The 19162-nt window shown below is 69.5% G+C and carries 18 protein-coding genes; 15 read left to right on the plus strand and 3 right to left on the minus strand.

What is annotated here, in order from left to right; all coding sequences use genetic code 11:
- Nucleotides 1–477 precede the first annotated feature (477 nt).
- Both MKL09_RS19950 and crtD read right to left on the minus strand, forming a co-directional pair.
- On the minus strand, nucleotides 478–1338 hold the full coding sequence (locus MKL09_RS19950) for a carotenoid 1,2-hydratase (RefSeq protein WP_244023006.1): 861 nt from the start codon (nucleotides 1336–1338) through the stop codon (nucleotides 478–480).
- Complete coding sequence (gene crtD / locus MKL09_RS19955; protein ID WP_244023008.1) at nucleotides 1335–2870, minus strand: 1-hydroxycarotenoid 3,4-desaturase CrtD; 1536 nt, start codon at nucleotides 2868–2870, stop codon at nucleotides 1335–1337. Before crtD ends, MKL09_RS19950 begins: the two co-directional genes overlap by 4 nt.
- 110 nt (nucleotides 2871–2980) lie before the next feature.
- On the opposite strand from crtD, the gene MKL09_RS19960 reads away from it, so the two are divergent.
- The 15 genes from MKL09_RS19960 (at nucleotide 2981) to MKL09_RS20030 (ending at nucleotide 17549) form a co-directional block, all read left to right on the plus strand.
- Nucleotides 2981–3850 carry a polyprenyl synthetase family protein gene (locus MKL09_RS19960; protein WP_244023010.1) on the plus strand — a complete coding sequence of 290 codons (870 nt, stop codon included), beginning with the start codon at nucleotides 2981–2983 and terminating at the stop codon, nucleotides 3848–3850.
- A 32-nt stretch (nucleotides 3851–3882) separates the two neighbouring features.
- Nucleotides 3883–5001 (plus strand): acetylserotonin O-methyltransferase, encoded by a 1119-nt coding sequence (locus MKL09_RS19965; protein WP_244023011.1) that lies wholly within the window; start codon nucleotides 3883–3885, stop codon nucleotides 4999–5001.
- 99 nt (nucleotides 5002–5100) lie between these two features.
- Nucleotides 5101–6039: a chlorophyll synthesis pathway protein BchC gene (gene bchC, locus MKL09_RS19970; RefSeq protein ID WP_244023013.1), complete on the plus strand. Its 939-nt coding sequence runs from the start codon at nucleotides 5101–5103 to the stop codon at nucleotides 6037–6039.
- On the plus strand, nucleotides 6036–7040 hold the full coding sequence (locus MKL09_RS19975) for a chlorophyllide a reductase iron protein subunit X (protein WP_244023014.1): 1005 nt from the start codon (nucleotides 6036–6038) through the stop codon (nucleotides 7038–7040). Before bchC ends, MKL09_RS19975 begins: the two co-directional genes overlap by 4 nt.
- Before the next feature lie 3 nt (nucleotides 7041–7043).
- Complete coding sequence (bchY, locus tag MKL09_RS19980; RefSeq protein ID WP_244023016.1) at nucleotides 7044–8588, plus strand: chlorophyllide a reductase subunit Y; 1545 nt, start codon at nucleotides 7044–7046, stop codon at nucleotides 8586–8588.
- The gene (gene bchZ / locus MKL09_RS19985; RefSeq protein ID WP_244023018.1) at nucleotides 8588–10054 is read left to right on the plus strand and encodes a chlorophyllide a reductase subunit Z; all 1467 of its coding nucleotides are present in this window, start codon (nucleotides 8588–8590) and stop codon (nucleotides 10052–10054) included. The genes bchY and bchZ overlap by 1 nt, the downstream gene beginning before the upstream one ends.
- A gap of 35 nt (nucleotides 10055–10089) precedes the next feature.
- Nucleotides 10090–10311, plus strand: a complete 222-nt coding sequence (locus MKL09_RS19990) for a hypothetical protein (protein ID WP_244023019.1) — start codon at nucleotides 10090–10092, stop codon at nucleotides 10309–10311.
- A 124-nt stretch (nucleotides 10312–10435) separates the two neighbouring features.
- Nucleotides 10436–10672, plus strand: a complete 237-nt coding sequence (gene pufB, locus MKL09_RS19995) for a light-harvesting antenna LH1, beta subunit (protein ID WP_058194392.1) — start codon at nucleotides 10436–10438, stop codon at nucleotides 10670–10672.
- A 10-nt stretch (nucleotides 10673–10682) separates the two neighbouring features.
- A complete protein-coding gene (pufA, locus tag MKL09_RS20000; protein WP_058194393.1) occupies nucleotides 10683–10871 on the plus strand; it encodes a light-harvesting antenna LH1, alpha subunit in 189 nt (62 codons plus the stop codon).
- Nucleotides 10872–10954: 83 nt separating this feature from the next.
- A complete protein-coding gene (pufL, locus tag MKL09_RS20005; protein WP_244023021.1) occupies nucleotides 10955–11779 on the plus strand; it encodes a photosynthetic reaction center subunit L in 825 nt (274 codons plus the stop codon).
- A gap of 94 nt (nucleotides 11780–11873) precedes the next feature.
- Complete coding sequence (gene pufM, locus MKL09_RS20010) at nucleotides 11874–12854, plus strand: photosynthetic reaction center subunit M (RefSeq protein WP_244023023.1); 981 nt, start codon at nucleotides 11874–11876, stop codon at nucleotides 12852–12854.
- A 10-nt stretch (nucleotides 12855–12864) separates the two neighbouring features.
- On the plus strand, nucleotides 12865–13977 hold the full coding sequence (pufC, locus tag MKL09_RS20015) for a photosynthetic reaction center cytochrome PufC (RefSeq protein ID WP_244023025.1): 1113 nt from the start codon (nucleotides 12865–12867) through the stop codon (nucleotides 13975–13977).
- Between the two features lie 116 nt (nucleotides 13978–14093).
- Nucleotides 14094–14246 carry a DUF3096 domain-containing protein gene (locus MKL09_RS20020; RefSeq protein ID WP_244023027.1) on the plus strand — a complete coding sequence of 51 codons (153 nt, stop codon included), beginning with the start codon at nucleotides 14094–14096 and terminating at the stop codon, nucleotides 14244–14246.
- A 157-nt stretch (nucleotides 14247–14403) separates the two neighbouring features.
- Nucleotides 14404–17094: a pyruvate, phosphate dikinase gene (gene ppdK / locus MKL09_RS20025; protein ID WP_244023029.1), complete on the plus strand. Its 2691-nt coding sequence runs from the start codon at nucleotides 14404–14406 to the stop codon at nucleotides 17092–17094.
- 203 nt (nucleotides 17095–17297) lie between these two features.
- Nucleotides 17298–17549, plus strand: coding sequence for a hypothetical protein (locus MKL09_RS20030; protein WP_244023031.1), 252 nt, complete (start codon nucleotides 17298–17300; stop codon nucleotides 17547–17549).
- 27 nt (nucleotides 17550–17576) lie between these two features.
- Here MKL09_RS20030 and MKL09_RS20035 read toward each other — a convergent pair whose 3' ends face one another.
- The gene (locus MKL09_RS20035; RefSeq protein WP_244023033.1) at nucleotides 17577–19076 is read right to left on the minus strand and encodes a DUF882 domain-containing protein; all 1500 of its coding nucleotides are present in this window, start codon (nucleotides 19074–19076) and stop codon (nucleotides 17577–17579) included.
- Nucleotides 19077–19162: the final 86 nt, after the last annotated feature.

The raw sequence follows: 19162 nt of genomic DNA on the forward strand, positions 1-19162 counted from the left end.
GGAGGGGGGGCCGGCCGGCAGGCCGGGGCGGGAGGGGGGAAGCCGGTGTCCGGAAGGGGCCGCGCACGTGTGCGGGCCGGCGCGTTGTCCTGCCCCGCCGCTCCCCTCTCCCGACCCCCTTTCGGGGGCCCCCCTCCCCCGCAGAGGCTACGACATGCACACATCCCTGGCCGAGACGCGCTCTCCTCCCCCTGGCGGGGAGGAGTTGGAGGTGGGGGTGGTGCAGGATCGAGAGCAACGGTACCTTCTGGACCACCCCCACCCCTGACCCCTCCCCGCAAGGGGGAGGGAAAAAGCGCCTTTCTTTCAGAACCTCGGTGTTCGGGAGAGAAGTGCGAATCCGGTAGCCCTCGTCCTGAGGTGTCAGCGCAGCGAGCCTCGAAAGTGGGAGGTTCGAGGCGGATGACGTGTTCCTGACTTGAGAGTAGGCCCAAACAACGCTCCAATTACGCCACGCCATTGAAACCCAAAACCGAATCACCCCGCATAGGGCCGCGGCATCCGGAACGGCAGCATCAGCTGCACCAGCGGGTTGCGGAATCGATCCAGCGACAGGCTCTCGTGCACCGCCCGCACCGGCTCGCCGGCGAGCGTCGAGGCGAGCAGGGAGCGGGCATAGAACGGAGTGTCCTCGAAGGTGGTGAGCACCCGGGAACGGCCGTCGTCGCTGCGGGTCTCCCGGGGCATCCGCCAGAACGCGGTCGACGGCAGGGGCGCGGCCAGCGGCGGGCGGATCGCGCGGCGGCTGCCGTCGTGGGCGAAGCGCAGCGACAGGTTCTGGCCGCCGCCGTCGCGGTGGCGCACGTCGTACAGGATCGCGGCGCCGTCCGGCAGGTCGGCCCGGCACCAGGTCCAGCGGGTGAAGGCGGAGGCCAGCGGCTCGTCGCCGTCGTTGGTGTCGAAATAGCCGCTGCCGGTCCAGCGCAGGCCGGGCTGGTCGAAATCGACCTCGACGCGGGAGGATGGCGCCATCGGCCACCAGCGGTGGCGCCCGCCCGGGTCGAGGTGGAACGGGCCGGGGGTGAAGCCCCGCGGCTCGAGCCGCACCGTGCCGCGCAGGCGGCGGGGCAGGGGCGCGCCGCGCTCGTCGATCCGGACCGTCAGGGCCGTGCCGTCCCACGCCATCGCGCTCGGGCCGATGGCGATGTGGTGCGGCCCGCGCGACAGGCTCCTGGCGCCGCGCTCGGTCATGGCGAACCGGCTCCGGTCGCCATAGAGCACCACGTTCATGGCGCAATGAGCGAACGGATTCCCGTCGGCGCTCCAGCCATAGTAGGGCGAGAACACGCTGCCGATGAACGCGATGATCGTCAGCCCGTGGCGGCCGTCGTCGCTCACCGCATCGACGTACCACCACGCATAGCCGTTTTGCGCGACCGGGCCGTCGAATCGAGGTCCTGCAGGATCGCCGCCGCTGCCAGCCGGCCCGATTGCGCCGCCATCGGCACGCCCGGGCCGGGATGGATCGAGCCCCCCGCCAGGTACAGGCCCGGCAGGGCCGTCCGGGCGCCCGCCCGCTTGAAGGTCGAGGCCCAGCCCTGCGGCGCCCGGCCGTAGAGCGCCCCCGCGCTCCCCGGAAAGTGTCTCTCGAACCCGGCCGGATCGGTCACCACCGGGGGCGAGGCCATCGCCAGGGTCAGACCGCAGGCTTCCAGGCGGCGGCTCAGATTCGTCGCGCATGTCTCGATCTCCGAGGGCGTCAGCGGGCGCTCCCGGCCGCCGGCCGGAGCGTTGACGAGCATCAGCAGGCGCTCCGGCCCGGTGGGCTCCGGGCCTGCCTCGGTCCGGTCCTGGGCGCAGATGTAGACCGTGGGGTCGTCGGGCAGGCGGCGCCGGCGCAGGATCGTGTCGAACTCGGCCCGGTAATCGCCGGAGAAGAACACGTTGTGGTGGGCCAGCGGGAAGCCGCTGGGGACCGCATCGGCGCACAGGGTCACGGCCGAGAGCGAGCGCTCGGCCGGCGCCAGCCGCTCGCCCATCGGCGCCGCTTCCGGGCCGAACAGCCCGGCGCCGAGCGCCGTCGCATCGGCGTTGCAGACGACCCGGTCGGCCGGGATCCTCTCGCCGTCGGCCAACAGAACGCCGGAAACCCGGCCGCCTTCGGTGACGATCCGGTCGACATGGGCGCCGTAGCGGAACGTCGCGCCGCGCTCGGTCGCGAGATCCGCCACCGCCTTGGCCAGGGCACTCATGCCGCCCGCGACGGTCCAGACCCCGACCTGCTCGACATGGGCGACCAGCATCAGGGTGGCCGGCGCGGTGAACGGCGAGGCGCCGCAATAGGTGGCGTAGCGCCCGAACAGCTGCAACAACCGGGGATCGCGGAAGAACCCGCCCAGAGCCGACCACAGGGTGGAGAAGGGCTGGATCCGCCACAGGTCGCCGAGCCCGGAAATTCCGACCCGCTGCGCCAGCCCGGCCGGTCCGGTCCGGCCCTCGCGGATGAACGGCCCCTCCAGGGTCCGGTAGATTTCAGCCGACCGGGCGCAGAACCGGCGATAGCCCTCGGCCTCGCGCAGCCCGGCGAAGGCGTCGATCGCCGCTGCGGAGGTGTCAAGATCGGCGGACAGGTCGAGCCGCTCGTGGCGAGTCCAGGCGTGGCGGGCGAGGAGGCCGGCCGGCTCAGCCCGCGCGTGGTGTTCGAAGCAAGCACCGGATTCGGCGAACAATTCTTCGAAGACCCAGCGCATCGTGAACACCGTCGGACCGGATTCGACGCGTTTTGCGCCGACCGATCGGCTCGCCATCTTGCCGCCGGGTTGCGCGGCCCGTTCAACCACAGTGACCGCGAGCCCGGCGTGAGCCAACCGTAAGGCGGTGGCCAGACCGCCGATCCCGGCTCCGATCACGACGACGCGTTCCTGCGCCACGTTGAACCCCCGCCTCGACCGCTCCGATCGGGATTGATCTGCCGCTTTGAAAGTGTCAATAAGAAATGACACTTGTCGCTGACAACCGATCATAACACGGGAGGCGCGTCATGGAGTCGGGCCGGCGGATCGAACAGGCGCTGGATCGCGCCGTTGCTTATGCCGAGGCGCCGGGCGCGCCGCCCTTGCTAGCCGAAGCACTGCGTTACGCTGTCTTCCCCGGTGGACACCGGATCCGGCCGCGCCTGTGCCTGTCGGTGGCCCGCGCCTGCGGCGACGACGACCCGGCGTCCTCGGAAGCCGCCGCCGCCGCGATCGAGCTGCTGCATTGCGCCTCGCTGGTCCACGACGACCTGCCCTGCTTCGACGACGCGCCGCTCCGCCGCCAGAAACCCACGGTGCACGTTGCCTTCGGCGAGCCGATCGCGGTGCTCGCCGGCGATGCCCTGATCGTTCTGGCCTTCGAGACCCTGGCCCGGGCCGCTGGCCCCTATCCGGTCCGGCTCGGTCGCCTGGTCGGCCTCCTCGGTCGCGCCGCCGGTTCGCCCAGCGGCATCGCGGCCGGGCAGGCCTGGGAATCCGAAGTCCATATCAGTTTGAGCGACTACCAGCAGGCCAAGACCGGCGCCCTGTTCGCCGCCGCCACCGTGCTGGGCGCGGCCGCCGCCGGGTCCGATCCGGAACCTTGGCGTCGCCTCGGCGAGTGCCTGGGCGAAGCCTATCAGGTGGCCGACGACCTGCGCGACGTCGCCTGCCGCCAGGAGGAGATCGGCAAGCCCGCCGGCCGCGACGCCACCCTCGGTCGCCCCAATGCCGCCGCCCTGCTCGGCACCGACGGCGCGCTGGATCGCCTGGCCCGGCTCACCCGCGAGGCGGTGGCGGCGATCCCGGCCTGCCCGGGCGTGGCGCAGCTCACCGCCGAGATCGAGGCGCAGGCGCGGCTGTTCCTGCCTGCAAGCCTGCGCGCGGTGGCGGCCTGACTGCCGGCTCGGTTCCGCGCCCGGGAGCGGCCTTGGCCGCACCGGCTTCCCTCCGCGACCGCTGGCTCGGCTGGCGGAACCGCCTGGTCGCGAGCCCGCGCTTCCAGCGCTGGGCGGCCGGTTTCCCGCTGACCCGGGGCATCGCCCGGAAGAACACGCGGGCGCTGTTCGATCTGTGCGCCGGCTTCGTCTACGCGCAGGTGCTCACGGCCTGTATCCGCCTCGATGTGTTCACGATTTTGTCCGCGGGTCCGCTGGACCTCGATGGGCTGGCGCGCCGGCTCGATCTCCCGGTCGAGAACGCGCGCTGCCTGATGCGCGCCGCCGTCTCTCTCCGGCTGATCCGGGCGCTCCCCGGTGAGAAATTCGGCCTCGCCGATCTCGGCGCCGCGCTCACGGGCAATCCCGGCATCGCCGCGATGGTGGAGCACCACGCGCTGCTCTACGCCGATCTCGCCGACCCGGTGGCGCTGCTGCGCGGCCAGACCGGACCGACCCGGCTCGCGCGCTACTGGCCCTACGCCGCCGGCGAGACCGCCGATGCGGACTCGGTGGCCCCCTATGGCGGGCTGATGGGGTCTTCGCAGGCGCTGATCGCCGACGACGTGCTCGATGCTTGCGACCTCTCGCGGAGCCGGCACCTGATGGATGTCGGCGGCGGCGAGGGGGCGTTCCTGCAGGCGGTCGCGGCCCGGCATGACGCCCTGCCATTGACCCTGTTCGACCTTCCGGCGGTGGCCGGCCGCGCCGCCGACCGACTCGCGCAACATGGGTTGGCCGAGCGCATCGCCTGCCGCGGCGGCAGCTTCCACGACGGCCTGCCGGCCGGTGCCGACACGATCTCCCTGGTCCGGATCGTCCACGATCACGATGACGGGCCGGCCCTGGCTTTGCTCAAGGCCGCGCACGCGGCGCTGCCGCCCGGCGGAACGCTGATCCTGGCCGAACCGATGGCCGGCACGCCAGGCGCCGAGCCGGTCGGGGATGCGTATTTCGGCTTCTACCTCCTCGCCATGGGCTCAGGCCGTCCGCGCCGCGCCGAGGAGCTGCACGCCATGCTGCGCAAGGCGGGTTTTGCGACCACGCGCGAGCACCGGACCCGCCGTCCACTCCTCACACGTCTGATCGTCGCGCAGAAAGACGCGCGTTAATGTAAGAATGACTTGACGCGCCATTGTGTCTATCTAGGATGACACATAGCGGTTCCGCCAAAGCGAGGGTCGCAAAACACAGGGCGGATTATTCCAGTCATGGACGCTCTTGCCGTCATCCTCGAACGTCCGGAGCACTTGGCGCTCAGCCGCCTGGTCCTGACGCCTGCCGGAGCTGCCGACGCGGTCGTGGCGGTGTCCTGGAGCGGGATCAGCACCGGCACCGAGCGTCTCCTCTGGTCGGGCCGCATGCCGCCGTTCCCCGGGATGGGCTACCCGCTGGTCCCAGGCTACGAGTCGGTCGGCACGGTGGTCGAAGCCGCCGCCGATGCGCCGGTCCGGGTCGGCCAGACCGTCTTCGTTCCGGGCGCCCGCTGCTTCGGTACCGTCCGCGGCCTGTTCGGCGGCGCCGCCTCGCACCTCATCGCCCCGGCCGCGCGCCTTGTGGCGGTAAACCCGGCTCTCGGTGACACGGCCTGCCTGATTGCGCTGGCAGCCACCGCCTACAGGGCGCTCGGCGGCCTCCGTCCCGGAGCGACGCCGCTGATCGTCGGGCACGGCGTGCTCGGGCGGCTTCTTGCGCGCCTGACACTGGCCGCCGGCGCCGAGCCGACCGTCTGGGAGATGGACCCGGCCCGGCGGGAGGGCGCACCGGGCTACCAGGTCCTGGCGCCGGAGGACGATGCCCGGCGCGACTATGCGGTGATCACCGATGTCAGCGGTGACGCCTCCGGCCTCGACGGCCTGATCGCCCGCCTGGCGCCCGGCGGCGAGATCGTGCTCGCCGGCTTCTACGAGGCCCCCCTGTCCTTTGCCTTCCCGCCGGCCTTCATGCGGGAGGCCCGGATCCGGATCTCGGCCGAGTTCCGGCCCGAGGATCTCGCTGCCGTCACGGCGCTGATCGAAGGCGGACGGCTCTCCCTCGACGGGTTGATCACCCACCGCGCCCCGGCGGCGCAAGCCCAGGACGCCTATCGCCAAGCCTTCGCCGATCCCGCCTGCCTGAAGATGATTCTCGATTGGAGGGACGCCGCGTGAACGTTCAGCTCAACAAGGCCGCCCTCGATCAGGCCACCCAGCTCCGCGCCGAAGCGGCGATCGAGCCGGATGCGGTCCCGACCGCCCCGGTGAAGAAAGAGACGCAGATCATCGCGATCTACGGCAAGGGCGGCATCGGCAAGTCGTTCACCCTGGCCAATCTCAGCTACATGATGGCTCAGCAGGGCAAGAAGGTGCTGCTGATCGGCTGCGACCCGAAGAGCGACACCACCTCGCTGCTGTTCGGCGGCAAGGCCTGCCCGACCATCATCGAGACCTCGACCAAGAAGAAGCTTGCCGGCGAGCCGGTGGCGATCGGCGATGTCTGCTTCAAGCGCGACGGCGTCTACGCCATGGAGCTCGGCGGCCCCGAGGTCGGGCGCGGCTGCGGCGGACGCGGCATCATCCACGGCTTCGAGCTGCTGGAGAAGCTCGGCTTCCACGATTGGGGTTTCGACTTCGTCCTCCTCGACTTCCTGGGCGACGTGGTCTGCGGCGGCTTCGGCCTGCCGATCGCCCGGGACATGTGCCAGAAGGTCATCGTCGTCGGCTCGAACGACCTGCAATCGCTCTACGTCGCCAACAACGTCTGCTCGGCGGTGGAGTATTTCCGCAAGCTCGGCGGCAATGTCGGCGTCGGCGGCCTAGTGATCAACAAGGACGACGGCACCGGCGAGGCCCAGGCCTTCGCGGACGCCGCCGGCATCCCGGTCCTGGCCTCGATCCCGGCCGACGACGACATCCGCCGCAAGAGCGCGAATTACGAGATCATCGGCCGGCCGGAGAGCCGCTGGGGCAGTCTGTTCTCGGACCTCGCCGCCAACGTCGCGACCGCGGCCCCGCACCGGCCGACCCCGCTGACGCAGGATGGGCTGCTCGGCCTGTTCTCCAGTGACGTGACCGGCCGCGACGTGGTCCTGGTCCCGGCGACCCATGAGGACATGTGCGGCGTCGCGCACGTGACCAAGCCGTCCCTCGAAGTCGTCTACGACGAGGTTTGAGGCATGGCCGTCTCCCTCGACATCTCCGATCTGCGGGCCCGTCCCCGCCCTGCCGCCCCACCGGCCGAGGCGATCAACCTCGACGCTACGAAAGGCGACGGGCTGGGCTGCCATTCCGGCAAGGACGCGATGCGGGAAGCCGCCGAGGCGGCCGGGATGTCGGAGACCCTGGCGCAGCTCCGCAGCGATTACCCGCAGGGGCCGCATGACCAGCCGCAGAGCATGTGCCCGGCCTTCGGCTCGCTCCGGGTCGGCCTGCGGATGCGCCGCACCGCCACGATCCTGTCGGGCTCGGCCTGCTGCGTCTACGGCCTGACCTTCACGTCGCATTTCTACGGCGCCCGGCGCAGCGTCGGCTACGTGCCGTTCAACTCGGAGACGCTTGTCACCGGCAAGCTGTTCGAGGACATCCGCGACGCGGTCCACGCTACGGCCAAGCCCGAGGATTACGACGCGGTCGTCGTCATCAACCTCTGTGTGCCGACGGCTTCGGGCGTGCCGCTGCGCCTGTTGCCGAAGCAGATCGACGGCGTCCGGGTGATCGGCATCGATGTGCCGGGCTTCGGGGTCCCGACCCATGCCGAGGCCAAGGACGTGCTGGCCGGCGCCATGCTCAAGGTCGCCCGCACCGAGGCCGAGCAGGGGCCGGTCGCGACCCCGCGCGGCGGCCGCTCAGAGCGCCCGAGCGTGGCGCTGCTCGGCGAGGTCTTCCCGGCCGACCCGGTGGTGATCGGCGCCCTGCTGGAGCCGCTGGGCCTCGCGGCCGGACCGGTCGTGCCGACCCGCGAATGGCGCGAACTCTACGCCGCTTTGGACTGCGCCGCGGTGGCCGCCATCCACCCGTTCTACACCGCCTCGATCCGCGAGTTCGAGGCGGCGGGACGCCCCGTGGTCGGATCCGCGCCGGTGGGTGTCGATGGGACCGCGGATTGGCTCGACCGGATCGGCGAGGCCTGCGGCGTCAGCCGTGCCACCGTCGAGGCGGCCAAGAACAAGATCCTTCCGGGCATCCGCGGCGCGCTCGCCGCCACGCCGATCAAGGGCCGGATCACGCTCTCGGGTTACGAGGGGTCGGAGCTGCTGGTGGCGCGCCTGCTCATCGAGAGCGGCGCCGAGGTCCCGTATGTCGGCACCGCCTGCCCGCGCACGCCGTGGTCCGAGGCTGACCGCGATTGGCTCGAGGCACGCGGCACCGAAGTCCGCTACCGGGCTTCGCTCGAAGACGACCTGTTCGCCCTCGACGCTCTGAAGCCCGATCTCGCCATCGGCACGACCCCGGTGGTGCAGCGGGCCAAGGAGCGCGGCACGCCCGCCCTCTACTTCACCAACCTGATCTCGGCGCGCCCGCTGATGGGCGCGGCCGGCGCCGGTTCGCTCGCTACGGTGATCAACGCGGCGCTGGCCAACAAGCCCCGCTTCGACGCCATGCGCGACTTCTTCGAGGGCGTCGGCACCGGCTTCTCCGCCGGCGTCTGGCAGGACACGCCGCAACGGCGGCAGGGCCCGAAGATCGAAGGCCCGAAGAAGCCGATCGGGGAGATGGCGTGATGCTGATCCTCGATCACGACAGGGCCGGGGGCTACTGGGGCGCGGTCTACGTCTTCACGGCGATCAAGGGCTTGCAGGTCGTCATCGACGGCCCGGTCGGCTGCGAGAACCTGCCGGTGACCTCGGTGCTGCACTACACCGACGCGCTGCCGCCGCACGAATTGCCGATCGTCGTCACGGGCCTCGCCGAGGAAGAGCTCGGCCGCCACGGCACCGAGGGCGCGATGAAGCGCGCTCAAGCCACCCTCGATCCGGGCCAGCCCAGCGTGGTGGTCACCGGCTCGATCGCCGAGATGATCGGCGGCGGCGTGACCCCCGAGGGCACCGGCCTTCAGCGCTTTCTGCCGCGCACCATCGACGAGGACCAGTGGCAGGCCGCCGACCGGGCCATGCGCTGGCTCTGGCAGGAATACGGCGCCAAGAAATTCGCCAAGAAGGGCATCCCGGCCCGGCCCGAGAGGAAGCCCGGCGAGAAGCGGCGGGTGAACATCATCGGGCCGGCCTACGGCACCTTCAACATGCCCTCCGATCTCGCCGAGATCCGGCGGCTGGTGGAGGGGATCGGCGCCGAGGTGAACCTCACCTTCCCGCTGGGTTCGCACCTGGCGGACGTCCCCAAGCTCGTCAACGCCGACGCCAATGTCTGCCTCTATCGCGAGTTCGGTCGCCTGCTCTGCGAGGACCTGGAGCGGCCTTACCTGCAAGCACCGGTCGGCATCCTCTCGACCACCAAGTTCCTGCGCTCGCTGGGCGCGATCCTCGGACTCGATCCGGAGCCGTTCATCGAGCGCGAGCGCCACACCACGATCAAGCCGGTCTGGGATCTCTGGCGCTCGGTCACGCAGGACTTCTTCGGGACCGCCAGCTTCGGGATCGTCGCGACGGAGACCTACGCCCGCGGCGTCCGGCACTTCCTCGAAGACGAGATGGGCCTGCCCTGCCACTTCGCCTTCAGCCGGTCCGCCGGGCAGAAGCCCGATAACGACGCGGTCCGGAAGGCCGTCACCGAGCGTCCGCCGCTGGTGCTGTTCGGCTCGTTCAACGAGCGGATGTACCTCGCCGAGTGCGGGGCCCGGGCGACCTACATCCCGGCCTCGTTCCCCGGCGCGATCATCCGGCGGCACACCGGCACGCCGTTCATGGGTTTTGCCGGCGCGACCTACCTGGTCCAGGAAGTCTGCAACGCGCTGTTCGACACGCTCTTCCACATCCTGCCGCTCGCCCGCGACATGGACAAGGTCGAGGCCACCCCGGCGCGCCACCATCGCGAACTACCCTGGGACGAGGCGGCGCGTGCAGCCCTTGACGATTTGGTCGAGGCGCAGCCGGTCCTGGCCCGCATCTCCGCCGCCAAGCGCCTGCGCGACGCCGCCGAACGCGCGGCCCGCACCTCCGAATCCGCTGCCGTGGCCCCAGCCCATGTAGCGCGCGCCCGAGCCGACCTTGCCGGGGGGATCCCCGCATGAGCCGCCTATCCGTTCCCCCCAGAGGAGACCTGACGATGCGTACGATGGTCCCGACCGCGCGCCTGCACCACGAAGCTCTGCAGTTCCGGCTGATCCTCGCCGCGACCTACCCGTGCTTCCTCGCCGCCGCCGCCCTCGGACGCTTCAAGCCGGCCCGGGACGCGTCCCGCCCCGGATTCCAGCCGGCGCGCCGCTCGGTGTTCGGCGAGGCCCGGGCCATGGCGGTCCAGGCCATTCCCTTTGCCTTCATGGGCTGAACGCCCTGAACGAGATGCTTCCGTCCGGTGACGCGGGGGAAGTCACGCCGTGCCGCCAAGAGCGCCACGGCAGCACCCGTCGCGTTCCTCTCGGGAGCGCGGCCAACACACGGAGGTCTGAACGATGGCCGGTGGACCCGTTGCAACAGAAAGACCGAGCAGCCTGTCCGGGCTGACGGAACCGGAAGCCAAGGAGTTCCACGCGATCTTCCTGACGAGCTTCCTCATCTTCACGGCGATTGCCGTGGTCGCCCACATCCTCGTCTGGTTGTGGCGCCCGTGGCTTCCCGGACCGCAGGGCTACGCCTCTCTCGAAGGCGTCACCGATGCGGCCCGCGCCCTCGTCACGATGATCGGCTGAGGAGGAACGGATGCACAAGGTCTGGTTACTGTTCGATCCGCGGCGCACGCTGGTGGCTCTGTTCACCTTCCTCTTCATCCTGGCGCTGCTGATCCACTTCATCCTGCTCTCGACCGACCGGTTCAACTGGCTGGAAGGTCCGAAGGCGAACAAGGCGGCGAGCAACATCACGCTCGTCCTGCCCAGCATGCCTGCCTGACCCAGGCCGGCCGGGACCGCGGCAGCCAAGGCCGCGGTCCCGAAACCCGAAAAGATTTGCGGCCGGGCTGAGGAGTGTCCGCCATGGCGATGCTGAGCTTCGAGCGAAAGTACAGGATCCGCGGCGGGACGCTGCTCGGGGGCGACCTATTCGACTTCTGGGTCGGGCCGTTCTTCGTCGGATTCTTCGGCGTGACCGGGCTGTTCTTCACCGTGCTCGGCACCGCGCTGGTGATCTACGGCGCCGCGATCGGGCCGACCTGGAACGTCTGGCAGATCAACATCGCGCCGCCCGACATCAGTTACGGGCTGAAGCTCGCGCCGCTCAAGGAGGGTGGCCTCTGGCAGATCATCACGTTCTGCGCGCTGGGCTCGTTCCTCTCCTGGATGATGCGCGAGGTCGAGATCTGCCGGAAGCTCGGTATCGGCTATCACGTGCCGGCCGCCTTCGGCATGGCGATCTTCGCCTATTTCACCCTCGTGGTGTTCCGGCCGTTCCTGATGGGCGCCTGGGGCTACGGCTTCCCGTACGGCATCCTCAGCCATCTCGACTGGGTGTCGAACACCGGATACCAATATCTACACTTCCACTACAATCCGGCGCACATGCTGGCCGTGACATTCTTCTTCACGACCACCCTGGCGCTGGCGATGCACGGCGGCCTGATCCTCGCGGCGACCAACCCGAAGAAGGGCGAGACCGTGAAGACCCCCGAGCACGAGGACACGTTCTTCCGCGACACGATCGGCTACTCGATCGGCACGCTGGGCATCCACCGGCTCGGCCTGTTCCTCGCCTTGTCGGCGGGCTTCTGGAGCGCCGTCTGCATCGTGATCAGCGGGCCGTTCTGGACCCAGGGCTGGCCGCAATGGTGGGGCTGGTGGCTCAACCTGCCGGTCTGGCGCTGAGCAACCGCTCGCCCGCCGCAACACGGACGATCCAAGATCAATAATCCAAGCCGGCGCTGCACGACACGTGCGGCCGACCGGGGGAGGGCGGGCGATGGCCTATTATCAGAACATCTTCACCCAGGTTCAGGTGCGCCCGCTGGAGCCGGAGAACGGCATCCCGGTGAGTTCCGACGAACGGGTCGGCAAGCCGTTCAACAGCTACCTGTTCGGGCTCATCGGAAACAGCCAGGTCGGTCCGATCTACATCGGCTACGTCGCCGCCCTGTCGATGGTCTGCGGCCTGATCGCCTTCGAGATCATCGGGCTCAACATGTGGGCCTCGGTGAACTGGGATCCGGTGCAGTTCGCCCGGCAATTGCCCTGGCTCGCCCTGGAACCGCCCTTGCCGAAATACGGTCTGAAGGTCCTGCCACCGCTCAACGAGGGCGGCTGGTGGCTGATCGCCGGCTTCTTCCTGACCGCGGCGATCCTGCTCTGGTGGGTCCATCTCTACCGCCGGGCCCGGGCGCTGGGCCTCGGCACTCACGTGCCGTGGGCGTTCGCCTCGGCGATCTGGCTCTACCTGGTCCTCGGCTTCATCCGGCCGCTGATGATGGGCTCGTGGTCGGAGGCGGTGCCGTTCGGGATCTTCCCCCACCTCGATTGGACCGCGGCGTTCTCGCTCCGCTACGGCAATCTGTTCTACAACCCGTTCCACATGCTCTCGATCACGTTCCTCTACGGATCGACGCTGCTGTTCGCGATGCACGGGGGCACCATCCTGGCCTGCTCCCGCTACGGCGCCGACCGAGAGATCGACCAGATCGTCGATCGCGGCACCGCCACCGAGCGCGCCGCCCTGTTCTGGCGCTGGACCATGGGCTTCAACGCCACGATGGAATCGATCCATCGCTGGGCCTGGTGGTTCGCGGTTCTGACGACGCTGACCGGCGGCATCGGCATCCTGCTCACCGGCACCGTGGTCGACAACTGGTACCTCTGGGCGGTCAAGCACGGCGTCGCCCCGTCTTATCCGCAGGTCTACGGCCCGATCGTCGACCCCGCCCATCTCGCACCCGGCATGAAGCCGTGAGGAGGCCGTCATGAAGACGATTCTGGCGGTGGTCGGCGGGGCGCTGGCCCTGTTTCTCACTATCGCGATGTTTGGGGGCGCGGGCTGGACCCATCCCCCCATGGCGGTCAAGCAGACCGGCTTCCGCGGCACCGGCATGGACCTGATCCGGACCCGGTCCGGGAACGAGGCGCTCGCCGCGGCCAACGTCGCGCCGGCCCCCGCCGACCCGGCCGATGCCGGCGGCGACAAGGCGTCCGCGGTCTACGAGAACGTCCAGGTTCTGGGCGATCTCTCGGCCGAGCAGTTCAACCGGCTGATGGTGTCGATCACCGAGTGGGTGGCGCCCCAACAGGGCTGCACCTACTGCCACAGCACCGAGAACATGGCCTCCGACGAGCTGTACCAGAAGCGCGTCGCCCGCCGGATGCTGCAGATGACCCAGACGATCAATTCGTCCTGGAAGGAGAAGCACGTCCACGAGGCGGGCGTGACCTGCTACACCTGCCACCGGGGCAACCCGGTGCCGGCCAACATCTGGTTCGACCGCCCCGTCCAGGGCGCCGGACGGTTCATCCCGCGCAACAACAGCCAGAACCTGGCCTCCGCGGAGGTCGGCAACACCTCGCTGCCCTACGACGTCTACCAGGCGTTCTACCAGCACAAGGACACGTCCGAGGACGCGGTGCGGGTCAACGGCACCACGGTCCTGCCCGAGACGAAGGGCAAGCCGATCCAGGACGCGGAGAAGACCTTCGCGATCATGATCAGCATGTCGCAATCGCTCGGGGTGAACTGCACCTTCTGCCACAACACCCGGTCGGTGGCGCAGTGGGACACCAGTACGCCCAACCGGGTCCATGCCTGGTACGGCATCCGCATGGTGCGCGACCTGAACCAGGACTTCATGGAGCCGCTCACCGGGACCTTCCCGCGTAACCGCCTCGGAGCGCTGGGTGACGTGCCGAAGATCAACTGCGCCACCTGCCACAACGGCGCCAACAAGCCGCTGAACGGCGCCAACGTGATCAGCCCCTATCCGGAGCTGTCGCACCCGACCATCGAGGCGAGCCTACCCACCGGCGAAGCGAAGGATCCGATCCCGGGCACGAATACGCCGGCCCTCAAGCCGTCGAAGCCCTGAGGCGACCCGACGAAGCGCCGGAGCCATCCGGCGCTTCGTCACGCGCCAGCCACAGGGAACCGCGATACGCTATGGGCGTCGACCGTCAACGGCCGAGCTCGGCCCTGGAGGCGCCTGTGACCGTCACCATCTCGAACCTGCAGCCGCTCATCGCGATCCTGGCCGGGATCCTGATCCTGATCGTCCCGCGGCTCCTCAACTATATCGTCGCGATCTACCTGATCGTGGTCGGCGTGATCGGTCTCGGGCTGCTGCGCGGCATCTCTTGAGACCCCTGCGCAAGCTCGATTCCTGACAGACCGCCCCGGCCGTCAGGTCGGCGCGCACAAGCCCGCAATGCGTTCATCTTGCGTTGCGTTGCGGGATGGTCCAACCCGCGCCCATCAGCTCGGCCTGCGCCGGGCACCAGATATGGACGGGATCGACATGGCGACCGGCAGCGCGAAGTGGGTCTATGCCTTCGGCGACGGCAAAGCGGAGGGCAAGTCGCAGATGCGCGACCTGCTCGGCGGCAAGGGCGCCAACCTCGCCGAGATGTGCAACCTCGGCCTGCCGGTCCCGCCGGGCTTCACCATCACCACCGAAGTCTGCACTTCCTACTACGATAACGGGAAGGCCTACCCGCCGGAGCTGAAGGACCAGGTCGCGGCCGCGCTGAACCAGATCGGCACGCTGACCGGCCGCAAGTTCGGCGATGCGGCGAACCCGCTCCTGGTCTCGGTACGCTCGGGCGCCCGCGCCTCGATGCCGGGCATGATGGACACGGTGCTGAACCTCGGCCTCAACGACCAGACCGTGCTGGCGCTGGCCAAGGAGGCCGATGACGAGCGCTTCGCCTACGATTCCTACCGCCGCTTCATCACCATGTACTCGAACGTGGTGCTGGGCGTGGAGCACCATGCCTTCGAGGAGGCGCTGGAGCACTACAAGGAGGGCAAGGGCTACGACCTCGACACCGAACTCGGTGCGGAGGACTGGAAGACCCTGATCCAGACCTACAAAAAGATCGTCCGCGACGAGCACGGCTCCGACTTCCCGCAGGGGGCGGAAGACCAGCTCTGGGGCGCGATCAGCGCCGTGTTCAATTCCTGGATGATCCCGCGGGCGAAGAAGTATCGCGAGCTGAACAGCATCCCGGAGAGCTGGGGCACGGCCGTCAACGTCCAGGCCATGGTGTTCGGCAACATGGGCGACACCTCGGCCACCGGCGTCGCCTTCACCCGCAACCCGTCCACCGGCGAGAAGGCACTCTATGGCGAGTTCCTGATCAACGCCCAGGGCGAGGACGTGGTGGCGGGTATCCGCACGCCGCAGAACATCACCGAGAAGGCCAGGATCGAGGCCGAAAGCGACAAGCCTTCCATGGAGAAGGCTCTGCCCGAGAGCTACGCGGAGCTGACCCGGATCTACGGGATCCTGGAAGCCCATTACCGCGACATGCAGGACATGGAGTTTACCATCGAGAAGGGTAAGCTCTGGATGCTCCAGACCCGCAACGGCAAGCGCACCGCCAAGGCGGCCCTGCGCATCGCCGTGGATCTGGCCGGCGAGGGGCTGATCTCCCGCGAGGAGGCGATCGGCCGGGTCGAGCCCTCGGCCCTCGACCAGCTCCTGCATCCGACGATCGACCCGAAGGCGGATCGCAAGGTCATCGCCTCCGGCCTGCCGGCCTCCCCGGGCGCGGCCACCGGTGAGATCGTGTTCAACTCCGAGGACGCGGAGGCGCTGCGCAAGGCCGAGCGCAAGTGCATCCTGGTGCGCATCGAGACCTCGCCCGAGGACATCCACGGCATGCACGCCGCCGAGGGCATCCTGACCACCCGCGGCGGCATGACCAGCCACGCGGCGGTGGTCGCCCGCGGCATGGGCAAGCCCTGCGTCTCCGGCGTCGGCTCGATCCGGATCGACTACAAGGCGCAGACCATGAAGGTCGGCGACGCCACCCTGAAGGCCGGCGACCGGATCACCATCGACGGCTCGACGGGCCAGGTGATCCAGGGCGAGGTGAAGATGCTGGAGCCCGAGCTGTCGGGCGACTTCGCGACCCTGATGGAATGGGCCGACCAGTTCCGCGGCATGAAGGTGCGCGCCAACGCCGACACGCCGACCGACGCCCGCACGGCGCGGAATTTCGGCGCCGAGGGCATCGGCCTCTGCCGCACCGAGCACATGTTCTTCGAGGGTGACCGCATCATTGCGGTCCGCGAGATGATCCTGGCCGACGATGCCGAGGGCCGCCGGGCGGCGCTCGCGAAGATACTGCCCTACCAGCGCCAGGACTTCGTAGAGCTGTTCACGATCATGTCCGGGCTGCCGGTCACGATCCGCCTGCTCGATCCGCCGCTGCACGAGTTCCTGCCGCACACGGATGCGGAAGTCGCCGAGGTCGTGAAGGCGACCGGTGTGTCCGAGGACAAGATCCGGCACCGGATGCGCGAACTCTCAGAGCACAACCCGATGCTCGGCTTCCGCGGCTGCCGCCTGGCGATCGCCTTCCCGGAGATCGCGGAGATGCAGGCCCGGGCGATCTTCGAGGCCGCCGTCCAGGCCGCCGCCGATACCGGCAGCCCTGTCACCCCCGAGGTGATGGTGCCGCTGGTCTTCACCCGGACCGAGTTCGACATCGTGAAGGCCCGGATCGACGCCATGGCCAAGGCCGTGTCCGAGGAGAAGGGCGTCACCCTGGATTATCAGGTCGGCACCATGATCGAGCTGCCGCGGGCGGCGCTCAAGGCCGGCGAGATCGCGCAGACCGCCGAGTTCTTCTCGTTCGGCACCAACGACCTGACTCAGACGGCCCTCGGCATCTCCCGCGACGACGCGGCGACCTTCCTGGGTCCCTACACCCAGAAGGGCATCCTGCCGGCCGACCCGTTCATCACCATCGATCAGGAGGGCGTGGGCGAGTTGGTGCGCATCGGCGTCGAGCGCGGCCGGGCCACCCGTCCGGACATCAAGCTCGGCATCTGCGGCGAGCATGGCGGCGACCCGGCCTCGATCGGCTTCTGCCAGGAAGTCGGGCTCGATTACGTGTCGTGCTCGCCCTACCGGGTGCCGATTGCACGCCTCGCCGCGGCCCAGGCGGCGCTCGGCAAGGTGCAGGGCAAGGAAGGCTGAGGCGATCGTCTCCAGCCGGTATCGGGGGCTGTTCGCCGTGCCCGATACCGGCCGTCAACCAATCGAGACGAATCACTGTTGAAAATCGTTCAGGGCAGTTGAACCCGGCGCAAGACCGGCCGTTTATTGATCGATCCGGCGGATTGCGCGTGATGCTCATCGCTCCGTCCCGGGCCTAGCGTCAGGCGCCAGAATCACCAGCCATGATTCCCCGCAGCCCTTCTCCGCTGTACCTCGACACCGCAGCCGCGGCCCCCGTTCCGCGCCTGGCCGTGAGGGCTTATTTCGCGACGGTCGCCGGACTCGGGGCGGTCGTGACCGCCGTGATGCTGATGATGTCGGTCGCAGCCAACAGCGGCGGCGAGGCTGAGCGCATCGCCGATACTCAGGACGACGGCTACACAGCGACGTTGGTCTCGGCCCTCGCGATCAGCCTGTCCAAGTTGCTGCGCTGAACCCGGTCCCGTCCGACCCTTCGAGCCTCAACGTGCCCCGCGCGTCGCCGAGCCGGTGAACCGTGCGGCCGTCAGTTCGTCGCCGGGGCTCTTCGCGCTGAACTTGGTCGAGACCGGGCCGGGCTTTGCCACGACGACTGCGTCCGGGGCCGCATCGCGGAGGCGGGTCGCGGCCAGCCGGACCGGGGCGCTGCGGCTTGCGGGTGCCGCGACCGGACCGGCCGACGCCGCCTCGAACAGGGCGCGCAACTGCGTCTTCGCATCGGCATCCGCGGCGACCAGCGGGCGCCGCGGTGCCGACTCGACCACGGACTCCTTTGCCAGAGCGCGCGTGGCGGTCGGCGCCGACAGGTTGGCCATGCCCCCGTCGAGCGAGGCGAACTGGACCGGACGCGGCGGCGGCAACGGCATGGTGATGGCGGCCGCTGCGACGGCAGTGAACCCGGAGGGCCGGCGCGGCGGCAGGGGTGCGAGGACGGCGGCAACGGCATCGTCGGCGACCGCCGCCGGCTTCTCGACGGTGAGCAGGGCGCGCGCGTCCACCGGCTGGCTCCCGGCACCCTTTACCGGGTCGGGCCGCCCGAGCGTGTTGCGCAGCGTGTCGTCCGCCGTCGGCGCGGCGTAGGCCAGGGCGGCGCGGGTGCCGACCGGGTCCTGCGGATCGGCGCTGGCCACCGCGATGACCGGGGCCTGACGGCTGCGCTTCGCCACCGGAGCGGGCGGCGGTGCCGCTTCCGGCTCGGGTGCCGAGGATCCGCCGCCGAACAGGCTCGCCAGGAAGCCGAACAGGCCGGGCCCGTCCTCCTCCTCGCCGCTCGCCATCTGGGTGGTGAGGCCGGCCACGGTGCCGCCGCGGGCCAGGATCTCGGCCTTCGCCTCGTCGTAGCGGGCGAAGGGGCGGTTGTCGCTCGCGAGGTGGACGGTCTTGCCGTCCGGGAACAGCCGGGCGAGCTGGTCGTGCGTCATGCGCGGCCACATCCGCACCGAGCCGACATCGAGATGGACGAAGGGCGTACCGGCATGCGGGTACCAGCCCACGCCGCCGCGCTGCATCTGGAGCCCGACCTCGCGGATCCGGTCGATCGAGACCTCGGGCAGGTAGAAGTCCATCGCCTTGCCGAGCATGTGCTGGCTGAACTCGGCGACCATCCGGGAGCGGCGGCGCAGCATCGCGTTGGTGCCGGGCGAGCGATAGGCCGAGACCACGTGGATCGGCTGCGTCGCGCCGACCTGCCGATAGGCCTCCCAGACCGTGTCGAACAGGCGTGGATCCATCTTGATCGGCTCGTTGACCCGCCAATCGCGCAGCAGCCAATTCATCTGCTCGAGGGCTGCACGGTCGTAGCGGCCATCGCGCTTGAACGTGATGGTCGCGCTCTCCTTGGTGTGTGTGTGGAAGATCGTGAGCGAGCGGGTATCGCCGTTGGCGACCGCGTTCTCGGTCTCCGCCGCGCCGGCGATCAGGCCGAGCGCTGTGCCGCACAGGGCGAGGCCGAGGTGTCGGGCAAGTCTTCGAAGGCTCGGCACGATGGTCCTGATCCTCTCCCGAACCCGCGAAGGGCATTCGGCGGATGTCCGGTCGAAGCGGTCGGCCCGTTATGGCCGACATCGCT

The sequence above is a fragment of the Methylobacterium sp. J-048 genome (assembly GCF_022829515.1).
In the GTDB taxonomy this organism is placed as follows: domain Bacteria; phylum Pseudomonadota; class Alphaproteobacteria; order Rhizobiales; family Beijerinckiaceae; genus Methylobacterium.

Bases quoted from the DNA above. Each gene is read 5' to 3' on its own strand.
- MKL09_RS19960 (WP_244023010.1), top strand. From the start codon at position 2,981: ATGGAGTCGGGCCGGCGGATCGAACAGGCGCTGGATCGCGCCGTTGCT.
- bchC (WP_244023013.1), top strand. From the start codon at position 5,101: ATGGACGCTCTTGCCGTCATCCTCGAACGTCCGGAGCACTTGGCGCTC.
- bchY (WP_244023016.1), top strand. From the start codon at position 7,044: ATGGCCGTCTCCCTCGACATCTCCGATCTGCGGGCCCGTCCCCGCCCT.
- bchZ (WP_244023018.1), top strand. From the start codon at position 8,588: ATGCTGATCCTCGATCACGACAGGGCCGGGGGCTACTGGGGCGCGGTC.
- MKL09_RS19990 (WP_244023019.1), top strand. From the start codon at position 10,090: ATGCGTACGATGGTCCCGACCGCGCGCCTGCACCACGAAGCTCTGCAG.
- pufB (WP_058194392.1), top strand. From the start codon at position 10,436: ATGGCCGGTGGACCCGTTGCAACAGAAAGACCGAGCAGCCTGTCCGGG.
- pufA (WP_058194393.1), top strand. From the start codon at position 10,683: ATGCACAAGGTCTGGTTACTGTTCGATCCGCGGCGCACGCTGGTGGCT.
- pufL (WP_244023021.1), top strand. From the start codon at position 10,955: ATGGCGATGCTGAGCTTCGAGCGAAAGTACAGGATCCGCGGCGGGACG.
- pufM (WP_244023023.1), top strand. From the start codon at position 11,874: ATGGCCTATTATCAGAACATCTTCACCCAGGTTCAGGTGCGCCCGCTG.
- pufC (WP_244023025.1), top strand. From the start codon at position 12,865: ATGAAGACGATTCTGGCGGTGGTCGGCGGGGCGCTGGCCCTGTTTCTC.
- ppdK (WP_244023029.1), top strand. From the start codon at position 14,404: ATGGCGACCGGCAGCGCGAAGTGGGTCTATGCCTTCGGCGACGGCAAA.
- MKL09_RS20030 (WP_244023031.1), top strand. From the start codon at position 17,298: ATGATTCCCCGCAGCCCTTCTCCGCTGTACCTCGACACCGCAGCCGCG.